This is a genomic window from Pseudomonas lini, from assembly GCF_030812475.1.
Classification (GTDB): Bacteria; Pseudomonadota; Gammaproteobacteria; order Pseudomonadales; family Pseudomonadaceae; genus Aquipseudomonas; species Aquipseudomonas lini_A.
Genome location: NZ_JAUSSR010000004.1, coordinates 75,378 through 87,572, shown reverse-complemented (window position 1 = coordinate 87,572; position 12,195 = coordinate 75,378). Strand labels below are relative to the sequence as shown.

Genomic DNA, 12,195 nt, shown 5'->3' with positions numbered 1-12,195 from the left:
ATTCCATTCATTGTTTGTAGGTGTTTAGGGTTTTATAGGTACTTTGGGTTTGGCATGAAAACGCTTTTGATGGTGGGGGCGGACGGATCATTCAACAGACTGTCGAATGCCGCAGGATATGCTTCTAATGGGTAGTATTGCGTAACCAGTTTTCCAAGTTCCGGGAGCATGCCCGCCATGCGTAGCGCGCGAGGAAAGTGCTGGTTGTATTCCCCTGCAGCAATGATGCTAATGGCATTGACGAGAAAATATTTTACAGGCAGTTGGTAATGATAATCTCCATTAAATCCGAAAAGGAGAATTCTACCGCCTCGTCGGACAAATTGAATGGCAGTGTCTATCTGATTACCAACGGTGTCTATGACAGCATCAGCCTTGCTTTGATCTTGCATTCGTAGTTCCAGCTCATCGGCATGCATGACATCCAAGCCTAGCGAGCGGCCAAATTTGATGCGGTAGGGGTTCAGATCCGTGGCAAGTGTAGTGACTCCCATTGCGCGCAGAAGCAACTGTGCGACCAGGCTCATCGGGCCTGAACCTAGAAGCAATACTCGCTCTCCTGCCTGAATAGACGCCTGATCAATATTGTTCAAAATGCAAGCAACGGGTTCAATAAGGACGCCCGTTTCCCAGCTCATATCGTCTGGCAAGCAGTGAACAAAACGTTCACGAGTAATAAAACGTTCAGCAAAAGCACCGTGTTTGTTTATGCCTGCGATATCGAGACCAGAATTTGAACCACCGTTACATAGATGCGTTTTAGCTGAGCGGCAGGGCTCACAGGATCCGCAATATTCGTTAGGATCCACCACCACCCGCATTCCTGTCCGCAGGTGTGTCACGTCCTTTCCTACTTTGACGATCATGCCGACTGCTTCGTGACCGCGAATGACATCTGTTTGCCCCTCTTCACGCCCCGCCAGCACGGCCAGGTCCGTTCCGCAGATGCCTGATAGCACAATGTCGATCTCAACACCATCATCAGGAAATACCTCAAGGTAATGGTGGTCGATGAGGTCCAACCTCTGTTTATCTATCAAGCTAATCGCATTCATATGATATCAATGGCTCCACTTTGTTTTTAGTACGATATTGTCAATATGGACCGTTATCTTCTGCTGCGTCTGAAGCGATCAGCGGTAGTCTAATCGCGCCATCACTGCGGAGGGCTGAGGTGATAGCCATAGTACAATTACCTCTGCGCCAATTTCAGCTAGAAAATATAGCCATCTGAATTAATCCTGATACGCTTTGTGTCGACAAATCTGGAAACGATAGATCTGAAACTCATGTTGCCTGTCAAATAGGCGCGGCCTATATTAAGCTTTTGCCTAACTATCAATTAAAGGATGACATTGGTTTTTTTATAAGGGTTCCTGTAACAACTGATTCGCATCATTAACGGATTAAGTTAGCGCGATCTACATCATCTACTGTGCGATGTTTTCCGGGAGGCCACGCAAGCGCTCGCCGTATAAAGCACACACTGATCCCTCTCAACGTTACCGTTAGCCTCTGCCCAAAGACTGATCGCCAACCCAGTGATTGGCCAACCCTTAATTCGAAGCTCTGCAGCGTAGCTTCATTATTTGTGATTCATAAAATCATAAATCATCATTTTACATGATCCGATGGCTGACCTTACTTTGGCCCCTGAAGGCACAGCGACACCGCCTGGCACTTTCCTGACAACAACAAGAGATGGCTCTTATCCACCACCAGGGGACACCCGCCTTGAGTAACCAGCCAGCAGAGATCGCACGCTACATTCACGGCCGCGCAACACCAGGTACCTCAAGCCGCAAGCAGAACGTCACCAATCCCGCCACCGGTTCGATCATTGGCCAGGTGGCGCTCGCCAACGCCGCTGACGTCGACGCGCGGCGGGAGAGCATGGCCGAAGGCGCCGAATTTGCCATGCCGACTTCCAGGTAGGCATCGTGCTTTTTTCAGGTTTGGGATGAAGAGCGGGTTGGATGGCGGCAGGCACGGGCTGCACGCCATCCTTTTTCCCAGGGGGCGAATTTCTCGCTCCCGGTTTTTTCGCAAAGGTGAACCGCTATGCCGCTGCTCAAGTTCGACCTCATTCAGGGCCGCAATGACGCACAGCTCAAGGCGCTGCTGGATGTGGCCCATCAGGCGATGGTCCAGGCATTCGAGGTGCCTGCCAGTGATCGCTACCAATGCGTCACGCAACATCGTCCGGGGGAGCTGGTGCTGCAAGACACGGGACTGGGTTACACGCGCTCGGCCAAGGTCGTCTTGCTGACGGTGATTTCACGGCCGCGTTCAGAACAACAGAAAGCCAGGTTCTACCGGTTGCTCGCCGAAAAGCTGCAAGCCGACTGTGACCTGTCGCCCGACGACCTGATCGTTTCGCTGGTGGAGAATACCGATGCGGACTGGTCCTTCGGCCGTGGCAGGGCGCAATTCCTCACCGGGGAGCTCTAGGGTCCTGCAGCCTGCTTGCAATCAACCGCGCCCATTTTTTTAAAGGTGATGCCATGTCCAATCCTCTGCTGTCCCTGTTGAACATCGACCTTCCGATCATTCAATCGCCCATGGTCGCAGTTTCCACCCCAAGACTTGCGGCTGCGGTGTCCAATGCCGGTGCGCTGGGCTCCATCGGCATCGGTGCGAGCAACGTCGAACAGGCGCGGGCGATGCTGCGAGAGACGGCGGCGCTGACGGACAAGCCCTTCAACGTCAATCTGTTTTGCCACCAGCCTGCGGTGCATGACCCAGCTCGGGCCTCGCAATGGCTGAATGACCTGTCCCCGTTTTTTGCCGAATTCGGCGCGCAGCCGCCTGCTTCTCTGCGTGAGATCTATACCTCATTCGTCGAAGACCCGGACATGCTGCAGATGCTGCTGGAAGTAAAGCCAGCAGTGGTGAGCTTCCATTTTGGCTTGCCCCCGCAACCGGCCATCGATGCGCTCAAGGCTGCTGGCATCAATTTGTTGTGTTCGGTGACCAACCTGGCCGAAGCGCGGTTGGCTGAGCACGCCGGCGTGCATGCACTGGTGGCTCAAGGTTACGAAGCCGGTGGACATCGCGGGGTGTTCGACCTACAGCAGGACACTGAAATGGGCACCTTTGCGCTGGTGCGTGTGTTGAACGCCGAGTGCAGCCTGCCAGTGATCGCGGCGGGCGGCATCATGGACGGCGCAGGGATCAAGGCGGTGATGCAATTGGGAGCCAGTGCCGCGCAGTTGGGTACGGCGTTTATCCTCTGTCCGGAATCTTCCGCCAACGGCGCTTATCGAGAGGCTCTCAAAGGTCCGCGGGCACACCAGACCCAGGTCACCAGCGTCATTTCCGGCCGCCCGGCCAGGGGCATGGTCAATCGCAATTTCACCTCCTTGGAGGTGACGGGAGCGCTGCCGGATTATCCGCTCACCTATGACGCCAATAAGGCGCTCAATGCAGCAGCCAGCGCCCACGGCAACAGCGATTTTGCCGTGCAGTGGGCCGGGCAGGGCGCACCCCTGGCCCGTGAAATGCCGGCCGCGGCGTTAGTCAAGTTACTGGCGGCGCAGATGACATTCTGTCTCGATACATGAATTTCCAGGTCTGACAGAAGATACCGGCGGTCAGGTGGGATGAATTTTCCCTGACCCCCGCACTCGACCGTTCGATAAGCAAATTGCTTTTCAATGGCGGTGATTTCCGCCCGGGGCACTCGCAATGATATCGGTCGAAGACTTCAGGACCCAATCCCACGCTCTACTGATCGAACTGGACGCCGCCACGATGGGCATGATGGTGCTGGTTTCATCCAGATGCGTTTCAGGGCCGGCGTGGGACGATGCGACCAAGAGACATCACGATGCCTATGAGATCTGGAATGCCTTTCTCAATGTGCCTGATCCAGCGCTTGACCCGGCTACTCACTGACATCCGTCACCCTCAGACCGATAGGGTTTTTCGCGCTTCAACGCATCGATCGGAACGCCGTGCGCAGTTCCTCGGTAAACAACTGCGGCTGTTCCCAGGCCGCGAAGTGGCCACCCTGTTTCGCCTGGTTGAAGTAGATCAACTTGCCATAGGCGCGCCTGGCCCAGCTTTCCGGCGGGTAATAGACATCATCCGGAAACACCGTGACGGCCACCGGCAGCGTGATCTCGGTGGTTTTCTGCGCGGCCGAAGAAAGCGGGCTGCGGCCCATGTTCTCCCAGTAGAGCCGTGCTGCCGAAGCGCCGCTGTTGGTCAGCCAGTACAACGTAATGTCATCCAGCACCTGATCCCTGGTCGGCGACTGCCGCGCATCGGCGCCGTACGTCCATTTGGCAAAACCTGGATGCACCAGCATCAGCGCCGCGAGGAACACCGGCGAGTCTGTCGCGCCATAGCCGATCATTTGCGGCCGCGCGGCCATCATCGTGCTGTAGGCCAGGTTGCCCTGTTTGACCAGGGTGGCGACGGCGTCAAAGGCGGCGCGTTCTTCTTCGGAGAACCCCGCCGGCGCCGGCCCGCCGACCGCCAGTGCCGCGCCGGCCTCCGGCGGAATCGTCGCCGGTAGATTCAGATGAATGCCGCGTAACCCGGGCGGTGCTTGCCTTGCCATCGCGCTGGTGATGGGGCCACCCCAGTCACCACCCTGTGCCACGTAGTGGGTGTATCCCAGGCGCTGCATCAACTGCGCCCAGACCCGCGCGATGCGGTCCGGATCCCAGCCGGCGCCACCTGGCTTGCCGGAGAAGCCGTAGCCCGGAATGGACGGAATCACCAGATCGAACGCATCGGCGGCGTTGCCCCCGTGCGCGGCCGGGTCAGCGAGTGGACCGACGACCTCGATGAACTCGAACACCGAGCCCGGCCATCCGTGGGTCATGATCATTGGCAGAGCTTTTGGACTGGGCGAGCGCACCCAGATGAAGTGGATATCGACCCCGTCGATGGTGGTCATGTACTGCGGCAACGCATTGAGCTGCGCCTCGGCCTTGCGCCAGTCGTAGTCCGTGCTCCAGTAGCGCACCAACTCCTGCAACTGCGCCAGCTGCGCGCCCTGGGCGCGATCGGCAACCGTTTCCTTGTCCGGCCAGCGGGTCGCCAGGAGGCGGGTGCGCAGGTCGGTCAGGTCCTTATCCGAAACGGCTACCAGGAAGGGGCGGATCGCGTCTGGGTTGGCGGTGGGCGCTGTGCTGGCGTGGGGCGAAATGAAAAGCGAGAAGGCTGCCAGGACGACCGCGAATAGGTGCTTCATCTTCACTTCCTCGGTTGAGGGCGTATGAGTGATGCCGTGCTCAATTCTAATGTAGATCACGCGCGCCAACACTCGGAAGCATCCTACGCCCTTATCGGAAACGACCTATTTCAACTACGGACGCCATCATGAAAGCTTGCGGGCGCTTGAACGAGGGTGGACATAACGCCTCCCTGTCCGTCCCACACAGACCAGGAAGGCCTGACCATGCCCAGCCAACTGCGCACCTTCTTCGACCACAGCCGGCACAAACTGCGCGTCCATAACTTCAACGCGCCCCTCGACGTCCTGGCCTTCCACGGCGAAGAACAACTCAGCCAGCCGTTCCACTACGTCATCGAATTCACCTGCACCGAACAGGACATCGCCGCCGACCAGCTGCTCAACCGCGAGGCCCGCTTCAGCCTGCACGCCCCACCGCGCCAGCTCACGTTCCTGACCCGGGACCTGCCGATCAAACCGCTGCGCACCCTGCACGGCGTGGTCACCGGCTTCAAACGCCTGTCCGGCTCTGTCGACGAAGCCCGCTACGAAATCACCCTGCAACCGCGCCTGGCACTGCTCGCCCGCGGCCAGCAGTTCCGTATCTACCAGCACCAATCAGTACCGGAAATCGTCGAACAGATCCTGCGCAGCCGCCATGATTTCCGCGGCGAGGATTTTTTCTTCAAGCTCACCCGCACCTACCCCAAGCGCCTGCAAGTCATGCAGTACGGTGAAAGCGACCTGGCCTTCATCGCCCGCCTGCTGGCGGAAGTCGGCATCTGGTACCGCTTCACCAGCGACGAACGCCTGCACCTCGACGTCGTCGAATTCCACGACGATCAGCTGCATTACCAGTCCGGCATCGAGCTGCCTTGCCACCCGCCCGCCGGCCTGAGCAGCAGCGAGCAAGACGGCGTCTGGGCCTTGCAAACCCGACACCAGGTAGTCGAACGCCAGGTCAACATCCGCACCTACCAGCACCGCGACGCCCGCGCCCACCTGGACGGCGAGATCGACCACACCCGCGGCGCTTCGCCCCCGGCACGGTCATCACCCACCTCAGCACCCGCGCCGCCCGCGATGCCAGCTTCGAAGCCAACTTCCAGGCCATTCCCTATTCGGAAAGCGTGTGTTTTCGCCCGCCATTGCAGCCCAAGCCGCAGATCGCCGGCACCGTCCCGGCCCGGGTCAGCAACCCGCAAAAACACGACCCCTACGCCGAAATCGACCTCGAAGGGCGCTACCGCGTGCACTTCCTGTTCGACCGCGACACCTGGCAACCCGGCCAGGAAAGCATGTGGCTGCGCCTGGCCCGGCCCTACGCCGGCGACACCCACGGCCTGCATTTGCCGCTGATCGCCGGCACCGAAGTGGCGGTGGCCTTTGAACAGGGCGACCCGGACCGGCCGTACATCGCCCATGCCCTGCACGACAGCCAGCACCCGGACCACGTGACCCTGCGCGCACGCAATTACAAGCGCAACGTGCTGCGCACGCCGGCCAACAACAAATTGCGCATGGAGGACACGCGAGGGAAAGAGCACGTCAAGCTGAGTACCGAGCACAGTGGCAAGAGCCAGCTCAATCTTGGGCATCTGGTCGATGCCGAGCAGAAAAAACGTGGTGAAGGGTTTGAATTGCGCACCGATGGTTGGGGGGCGATTCGGGCGGGGAAGGGGTTGTTTATCAGTGCCGATGAACAGGCCAAGGCCCAGGGTCAGCAACTCGACATAACCGCGGCCATTGAACAACTGGAAGACGCATTGTCCCTGGCCCGCTCCCTGGCCAATGCCGCCCACAGTGGGCAGGCGACACCCGGCGATATCGACAGCCAGACCCGCCTGAACCACGCCCTCAAGGGGTTGGTGCAACCGGGTCTATTGCTGCAGGCCCCGGCGGGCATCGGCCTGGTCAGTCCCGAAGCCCTGTGCCTGTCCTCCGGAAGCGCCAGCGTGGGCATCATGGCGGCGCGCAACGCCGACATCAGCGCCGGGCACGACATCACCGCAACGGCGGAGGGCGGCATCAGCCTGTTCGCAAAACGCGCCGACCTGAAACTCAAGGCTGCCAAGGGCAAGGTCGAGCTGCACGCCCAGGGCAACGATCTGCATGCCCTGGCCAAGACCGATATCAAGATCGAAAGCGTGGAAGGGCGCGTGGAAATCAGCGCGCCGGACGAACTGCTGTTCCGTTGCGGCGGAGCGTACATCCGCCTGAAAGGTGGCGAGATCGAGCTCGGCGCGCCCGGCAACATCTACCTCAAGGCCGCCCATGTGCAAAAGCTCGGCGGCGCCAACCTGGACGCTCCGGCAACACCGCTACCGGCAGGTTATGCCGCCAGCTACACCGTGAAAGACGACGCTCAGACGCCGGTGTCGTTCAACCGCTACCGGATCACCACCCAGCAAGGCGAGGTGTTTAACGGGGTGGCCGACAAGGATGGCCAGACCATGAGTGTGCATACGCTGGTGCCGGGGGATCTGAAAATCGAGTTTCCGGATTCAGAGCAATGGATCAGCTTTTCAGCTCCACTTGACCTGAATTATCAAGGCATCAAGTGCACCGCCACGATGGATGATGGCTCGGTCCTGCAAGGTGAGTTCGACGGTGAAAACAAAGCGAATTTTTATTCTTTTGCAGGGAAGTCGTGCGTGAAATTCGAGGTGGAAAACCTGGATAACCTGAATAGCCAGGAAAGTGTACTCAGTGGTGCACAGAGATTGTTAAAGGAGCTTGCGGAGTAAATATCATGGATTCTTTTTATCGGTACTACCTGGCTCAAGAAGTTCATCCTGTAGATGATGAGGTTTTGAAGACGGCCCTTGAAAGCTTTGAGGGCGCAGCGCTTAAATTTTCTGCGGATTTTATAAGCGATGCGAAACAGCGAGAAAACTATAATCGTAATGTGAAGAGGGTCAAGGCAGAGGTCTTGTCGCAAGTGAAGGCTGGCAATGTGTCGGTGAAAGAGGCCGCAGAGTTCTGTTACGAAGCGCGAAACAAGATTATGGCGGAAATCAGAGGCAAGACATCTGTGCACGGCTTGGCTATTGCGCAAAAGAAGAAAATTATTTCGCCGGCTCTAGAGCAGTTGCTGGATGAGAAGGCAGTAAAGAAATTTGGTAAGGGATTTGCGGAGCTCGGTACTAACCAAAGAGATTTTATGTATTACGAAATCGTAGAATCATCTGCTAGGCCAGACGCTAAATTTAATACACTCAATAAGGTTTTGAATGTTTCGGGTAAGGTTTTAATAGTCGTTACAATCGCGTATGCAACGTATGAGATTGCTAACGCCGAAAACATACCAAAAGAGGCGATAAAACAGGGTGTCGTGATTGGCGGAGGTGTTCTAGGAACTGTCGTTTCGGGGGCTGCCGTAGGAGCGGTCTGTGGTCTTGGCGCACCGGTATGTACGATAGCATTGCTCCTCGCCGGTGGTGCTTCAGCTGGCTGGTTCGCTTCAAAAGGAGTCGAATATTTTGATGATGAGTTAGAAGAATTTACTAAATGGCAGATAAGATAACCTGGGCAGAAAATAATGTTTAGAGAAAACCACAAGTTAATTGATGAAGTGTGCGGGTAGAGGCAAAGGGGGGAGTGGTGGATAACTCAATATTGGTGGTTATGAAGTTGTCGTTGCTTTTTGGGCCGCTTTTAATTGGTTTTATAGGCGTTGGTGTCAACTGCTATATCGCATATCGAGATTTAAATGCGATTTTGGGTGTGTTCAAAAAAAGCAATATCGTAACTTCTTATGGAGATGTATGGGGTAATGGTTCGTTTTCTGCACGCTGTGTACTTGCATCCATAGTTTCGGGGAATGTACTTTTCCCAAGAAAACATATTCGCAATGGATCGCTTGATCCTAATGAGCTCGCTTGTTTGCCTGCCTCAATAAAAACACGCATGAGATGGTCAGTGGGGCTGATGTTTTTTGGGGTTATATCGCTTGTTGGGGTTGTTGTCGTTGCTGAGTTCTTAAAGTGGTTAGCTGGAGCTTAGATTTAGTATTCGCCAGGCCTCTTTAATTTCAATTATGCCCTAACCGAAAGGCGATTGATTCCTGCTCGGATCCAGCTCAAAAATAGCCAGGTGGCAAGCTCATTAAAACATTAAGTGCATTGTTGGAGGGTGTGATGGATTTGAATCCTGCGGCTTGGCCGTTGTTGCTAAAAATGTGTTTCCTGTTTGGACCGTTTTTCGTTATGTTTGTCGGGATGGGTATGATTGCATATATGGCATGTCGCGACTTGGATAAAGTTCTTGGCGGATTTCCACAAAGCCAAATAATCACATCTTACGCAGACGCTTGGAGGGGCGGTTCGTTGGTCGCTCGCTACACGGTTATGTCCATTGTGATTAGTGCTGTTATTTGGCCTGGAAAACACCTTAGAAAGGGGCATCTAAATGCAGAGGAACTCAATAGAGTTCCGGTTTCTATCAAGCGACGTATGCAGGTTTCAGCAGGGCTGCTTATCTTCGGATTTGTATGGTTTGCGGGTTTTTTTGTACTGGTAGAACTGTACGAATGATTTCTGGTGGCGAGTTGTTCGAAGGTTTGCAACGGGGGGTACAATGGGGGGGATGAGTTTTTTGTCGGTTAAGCTGTTTTTTCTGCTTGCGCCGCTGTTGGTCGGTATAATTGGTCTAGGGATAAATTGTTATGTTGCTTGTCGCGATCTCGATGCGGTGTTGAATATTTTTAAAAACAGTTTCGCCGTGAATTATGGAAGGATGCCGTCCGGAAGATGGTCGTTCACCACGCGTCTTTCCTTTGCTTTCAATTTGTCGGGGACCATTGTTTGGTCGACCAGCTATGTTCGGCGTGGAATGCTTGATCCTGAGGAGCTCGCCTCGGTTGCCCGTATCAATAAAGAGGCGAATGTACCCGCTGGAGCAGCTTGAAAATGCCTGAGGCCAGCCCCCTGGGAGAATGGGGGCCAGTCCAACACATCACTCACTCACGCACATTCTGATAAAGCATCAACCTCGAAGTCTCATGCATACCCCGAGTCAACTCAACCAGACGCTTGAACTCATCAGGATTCTTCTCTGCCACGTTGTCCAGCGGCGTCTTTGAAGCCAGGTCGTGGAGCGTCGGCGAGCTGCCGTCGTGTTCCATCTGCACCATATAGTGCTGGGTGACGCCCGCGATCAGCGGGAAGGTGCCTTCGCGCAATACCAGTGGCACGACACGTTCGCCCTCGGGTGCAGGTTGCTGGATGTCACGGCCCATGCCGCTGTTGCGGAATTCGAGGCCGGCCATGCCTGCCACCGTCGGCAGCAGGTCCACCAGGCCCACGGCTTCCTTGACGGTACGGGTGCCGAGCAAGCCCGGGGCGTGGATGATCATCGGTACCGCGTTGCTTTCCAGGCCCAGTTGCTCATAGGCCGGGGCCAGGAACGGGATCTGGGCGATTCGCGTGTTGTGGTCGCCGAACAGCACGAAAATGGTGTTGTCGTACCAGCCGCCGGCCTTGGCGATTTCCATCAAACGACCGATGTTGAAGTCCAGCAGACGCACCGCGTTGTACTGCTCGACACTGCGCGACCCTGCGGCCTGTACTTCGGCCAGGGTAGGGTGCTTGACCTCGAATCCGTCGTTGGTTTTCGGAATCGTGAAGGGGCGATGATTGCCGGCCGTCTGCACGTAGGCGAAGAACGGTTTGTCCTTGGGCAGCGCTTGCAGGATCTGATCGGTTTCCTTGAACAGGTCCAGGTCGGAAATGCCCCAGACATCGACCACGGGAGACTTCCAGTCACGCTCTTCGTACAAGCGGACGCCGTCGATGCTCTGCCGGATCAAGGCATTCATATTGGCCCAGCCGGAGTTGCCGCCGATGGTGTAGAGCTTCTCGTAACCGGTGAAGGCGTTGATCAGGGTGTGCTGTTTGGTGATCAGCGGATTACGGGTCGCGGTTTCCTGGCGAGTGACGTCAGGCACCCCGCTAATGCTGGCCCAGACGGTTTTCGCGGTCCCGGTCACCGGCACATAGAAGTGCTCGAAGAACCAGCTCTGCGTAGCCAGGCGATCGATGTTCGGCGTCGGATTGATCGGGTTGCCGTAGGCGCCGACGGCGCTGGTGCCCAGGGATTCGAGCATGACGAACATCACGTTCGGTGGCCGGTTACCCGGTACCTTGTAAGGCTGCGGTCCCTGATGACGGACGAAATCCAGGCGTTGCGGGTCAGGTTGCGCGACCCCCAGGTACTTGGCCATGACGGGATAGTGGTCCCGCACCTGCGCTTCGTCGTAGCGCGACTGGCCGACCTTGACCGTGTCGTACAGGAAAATTACCGGATTCAGGCCCAGTGCGGCGACCTGGTTGTTACCCGAGAAAAACGCATCGCTCCAGCGCAGCGGGACTGGATTTTCCAGGTTCATGTTCTCGACACGGCCCAGGATACCCAGCAACACCAGCACCACCATCAACGCGCTGCCCCAGGTGACGGCGAGCGGGTGGATGACTTTGCGCGGGCGGTCCAGGGTCACGCGTTCCAGGCGCACCAGGGCCAGGGTCACCAGGGCGACCGTCGCCAGCCAACCCAGTGAAATCCAGATCACCGGGTAGGTCTGCCAGACCATGTCCCGGGAGATTTGCGCATCTTCGATAAAGCGCAACACGGTGGCGTTGATTCGCACGCCAAGGTACGCGTAATGGCCGAAATCGATGATGTAGATCAGCAGCATGACGCTGAGGAGCGCGGCCAGGTACACCCGTGCGATCAGGCGCAGCAGACGGCTGGTCGTGAGGTTCCAGCGCGGGATCCAGGCCAGCAACGCCACGGGCAGCATCACGAGGATGGCCAGGCGCAGGTCGAAACGAAAGCCGATGCCCAGGGTTTCCGCCACGGCCGGTTCGGCGCTCAACGCGTTGGCGTCGAAGCCGGAAAAGCCGAAGAAGAACACCACCCGCAGCAGTGCAAACAGCACAAACGCAATGGCTGTTGCGCCCAGCCAGTAATGTAAACGTCTCGATTGCAGCCAACCCATCCATGTTCCC

At 56.8% G+C, this 12,195-nt stretch carries 10 protein-coding genes and 1 pseudogene; 8 read left to right on the top strand and 3 right to left on the bottom strand.

All coding sequences use genetic code 11. The features are described from left to right. Positions 1–32: 32 nt before the first annotated feature. Complete coding sequence (locus J2W17_RS09180; RefSeq protein ID WP_307332659.1) at positions 33–1,055, bottom strand: zinc-dependent alcohol dehydrogenase; 1,023 nt, start codon at positions 1,053–1,055, stop codon at positions 33–35. A 679-nt stretch (positions 1,056–1,734) separates the two neighbouring features. On the opposite strand from J2W17_RS09180, the gene J2W17_RS09175 reads away from it, so the two are divergent. From J2W17_RS09175 to J2W17_RS09165, 3 genes are all read left to right on the top strand, one after another. Then, positions 1,735–1,935 carry a hypothetical protein gene (locus J2W17_RS09175; RefSeq protein ID WP_307332654.1) on the top strand — a complete coding sequence of 67 codons (201 nt, stop codon included), beginning with the start codon at positions 1,735–1,737 and terminating at the stop codon, positions 1,933–1,935. A 126-nt stretch (positions 1,936–2,061) separates the two neighbouring features. Then, on the top strand, positions 2,062–2,451 hold the full coding sequence (locus J2W17_RS09170; protein ID WP_307332651.1) for a tautomerase family protein: 390 nt from the start codon (positions 2,062–2,064) through the stop codon (positions 2,449–2,451). Between the two features lie 53 nt (positions 2,452–2,504). Then, positions 2,505–3,563: an NAD(P)H-dependent flavin oxidoreductase gene (locus J2W17_RS09165; RefSeq protein ID WP_307332648.1), complete on the top strand. Its 1,059-nt coding sequence runs from the start codon at positions 2,505–2,507 to the stop codon at positions 3,561–3,563. Between the two features lie 371 nt (positions 3,564–3,934). On the opposite strand, the gene J2W17_RS09160 is transcribed toward J2W17_RS09165, so the two are convergent. Beyond that, positions 3,935–5,206 (bottom strand): epoxide hydrolase family protein, encoded by a 1,272-nt coding sequence (locus J2W17_RS09160; RefSeq protein ID WP_307332644.1) that lies wholly within the window; start codon positions 5,204–5,206, stop codon positions 3,935–3,937. Between the two features lie 207 nt (positions 5,207–5,413). On the opposite strand from J2W17_RS09160, the pseudogene J2W17_RS09155 reads away from it, so the two are divergent. The 5 genes and pseudogenes from J2W17_RS09155 (at position 5,414) to J2W17_RS09135 (ending at position 10,096) form a co-directional block, all read left to right on the top strand. Then, positions 5,414–7,935 (top strand): annotated as a pseudogene (locus tag J2W17_RS09155) (type VI secretion system Vgr family protein). A 5-nt stretch (positions 7,936–7,940) separates the two neighbouring features. After that, positions 7,941–8,714, top strand: a complete 774-nt coding sequence (locus tag J2W17_RS09150; protein WP_307332642.1) for a hypothetical protein — start codon at positions 7,941–7,943, stop codon at positions 8,712–8,714. A gap of 77 nt (positions 8,715–8,791) precedes the next feature. Beyond that, positions 8,792–9,193 carry a hypothetical protein gene (locus tag J2W17_RS09145; RefSeq protein WP_307332637.1) on the top strand — a complete coding sequence of 134 codons (402 nt, stop codon included), beginning with the start codon at positions 8,792–8,794 and terminating at the stop codon, positions 9,191–9,193. A 134-nt stretch (positions 9,194–9,327) separates the two neighbouring features. After that, complete coding sequence (locus J2W17_RS09140) at positions 9,328–9,723, top strand: hypothetical protein (protein ID WP_307332635.1); 396 nt, start codon at positions 9,328–9,330, stop codon at positions 9,721–9,723. Positions 9,724–9,784: 61 nt separating this feature from the next. Continuing rightward, positions 9,785–10,096, top strand: a complete 312-nt coding sequence (locus tag J2W17_RS09135; RefSeq protein ID WP_307332632.1) for a hypothetical protein — start codon at positions 9,785–9,787, stop codon at positions 10,094–10,096. Positions 10,097–10,148: 52 nt separating this feature from the next. Here J2W17_RS09135 and J2W17_RS09130 read toward each other — a convergent pair whose 3' ends face one another. Then, positions 10,149–12,185: an LTA synthase family protein gene (locus J2W17_RS09130; RefSeq protein ID WP_307332628.1), complete on the bottom strand. Its 2,037-nt coding sequence runs from the start codon at positions 12,183–12,185 to the stop codon at positions 10,149–10,151. Positions 12,186–12,195: the final 10 nt, after the last annotated feature.

Excerpts from the sequence above, each read along its gene's own strand:
- J2W17_RS09150 (WP_307332642.1), top strand. The coding sequence starts at position 7,941 with ATGGATTCTTTTTATCGGTACTACCTGGCTCAAGAAGTTCATCCTGTA.
- J2W17_RS09170 (WP_307332651.1), top strand. The coding sequence starts at position 2,062 with ATGCCGCTGCTCAAGTTCGACCTCATTCAGGGCCGCAATGACGCACAG.
- J2W17_RS09130 (WP_307332628.1), bottom strand. The coding sequence starts at position 12,185 with ATGGGTTGGCTGCAATCGAGACGTTTACATTACTGGCTGGGCGCAACA.
- J2W17_RS09165 (WP_307332648.1), top strand. The coding sequence starts at position 2,505 with ATGTCCAATCCTCTGCTGTCCCTGTTGAACATCGACCTTCCGATCATT.
- J2W17_RS09160 (WP_307332644.1), bottom strand. The coding sequence starts at position 5,206 with ATGAAGCACCTATTCGCGGTCGTCCTGGCAGCCTTCTCGCTTTTCATT.
- J2W17_RS09140 (WP_307332635.1), top strand. The coding sequence starts at position 9,328 with ATGGATTTGAATCCTGCGGCTTGGCCGTTGTTGCTAAAAATGTGTTTC.
- J2W17_RS09180 (WP_307332659.1), bottom strand. The coding sequence starts at position 1,055 with ATGAATGCGATTAGCTTGATAGATAAACAGAGGTTGGACCTCATCGAC.